The organism is Pseudomonas sp. PDM10 (assembly GCF_014852295.1).
Lineage (GTDB): Bacteria > Pseudomonadota > Gammaproteobacteria > Pseudomonadales > Pseudomonadaceae > Aquipseudomonas.
Genome location: NZ_JACVBJ010000014.1, coordinates 1 through 1,662 on the forward strand (window position 1 = coordinate 1; position 1,662 = coordinate 1,662).

Genomic DNA, 1,662 nt, shown 5'->3' on the forward strand with positions numbered 1-1,662 from the left:
TAGATCGTTCTTTAAAAATTTGGGTATGTGATAGAAAGATAGACTGAACGTTACTTTCACTGGTAACGGATCAGGCTAAGGTAAAATTTGTGAGTTGCTCTTTGAGCAAGAATCGAATTTTCGGCGAATGTCGTCTTCACAGTATAACCAGATTGCTTGGGGTTATATGGTCAAGTGAAGAAGCGCATACGGTGGATGCCTTGGCAGTCAGAGGCGATGAAAGACGTGGTAGCCTGCGAAAAGCTTCGGGGAGTCGGCAAACAGACTTTGATCCGGAGATGTCTGAATGGGGGAACCCAGCCATCATAAGATGGTTATCTTAAGCTGAATACATAGGCTTAAGAGGCGAACCAGGGGAACTGAAACATCTAAGTACCCTGAGGAAAAGAAATCAACCGAGATTCCCTTAGTAGTGGCGAGCGAACGGGGACTAGCCCTTAAGTGGCTTTGAGATTAGCGGAACGTTCTGGAAAGTACGGCCATAGTGGGTGATAGCCCTGTACGCGAAAATCTCTTAGTCATGAAATCGAGTAGGACGGAGCACGAGAAACTTTGTCTGAATATGGGGGGACCATCCTCCAAGGCTAAATACTACTGACTGACCGATAGTGAACTAGTACCGTGAGGGAAAGGCGAAAAGAACCCCGGAGAGGGGAGTGAAATAGATCCTGAAACCGTATGCGTACAAGCAGTGGGAGCCCACTTTGTTGGGTGACTGCGTACCTTTTGTATAATGGGTCAGCGACTTATTTTCAGTGGCGAGCTTAACCGAATAGGGGAGGCGTAGCGAAAGCGAGTCTTAATAGGGCGTCTAGTCGCTGGGAATAGACCCGAAACCGGGCGATCTATCCATGGGCAGGTTGAAGGTTGGGTAACACTAACTGGAGGACCGAACCGACTACCGTTGAAAAGTTAGCGGATGACCTGTGGATCGGAGTGAAAGGCTAATCAAGCTCGGAGATAGCTGGTTCTCCTCGAAAGCTATTTAGGTAGCGCCTCATGTATCACTGTAGGGGGTAGAGCACTGTTTCGGCTAGGGGGTCATCCCGACTTACCAAACCGATGCAAACTCCGAATACCTACAAGTGCCGAGCATGGGAGACACACGGCGGGTGCTAACGTCCGTCGTGAAAAGGGAAACAACCCAGACCGTCAGCTAAGGTCCCAAAGTTATGGTTAAGTGGGAAACGATGTGGGAAGGCTTAGACAGCTAGGAGGTTGGCTTAGAAGCAGCCACCCTTTAAAGAAAGCGTAATAGCTCACTAGTCGAGTCGGCCTGCGCGGAAGATGTAACGGGGCTCAAACCATACACCGAAGCTACGGGTATCACTTAGGTGATGCGGTAGAGGAGCGTTCTGTAAGCCTGTGAAGGTGAGTTGAGAAGCTTGCTGGAGGTATCAGAAGTGCGAATGCTGACATGAGTAACGACAATGGGTGTGAAAAACACCCACGCCGAAAGACCAAGGTTTCCTGCGCAACGTTAATCGACGCAGGGTTAGTCGGTCCCTAAGGCGAGGCTGAAAAGCGTAGTCGATGGAAAACAGGTTAATATTCCTGTACTTCTGGTTATTGCGATGGAGGGACGGAGAAGGCTAGGCCAGCTTGGCGTTGGTTGTCCAAGTTTAAGGTGGTAGGCTGGAATCTTAGGTAAATCCGGGATTC

At 49.4% G+C, this 1,662-nt stretch carries 1 rRNA gene; it reads left to right on the top strand.

Going from position 1 to position 1,662, the window contains the following annotated elements:
• Positions 1–168 precede the first annotated feature (168 nt).
• Positions 169–1,662 (top strand): 23S ribosomal RNA (locus tag IB252_RS29875); the annotation flags it as partial.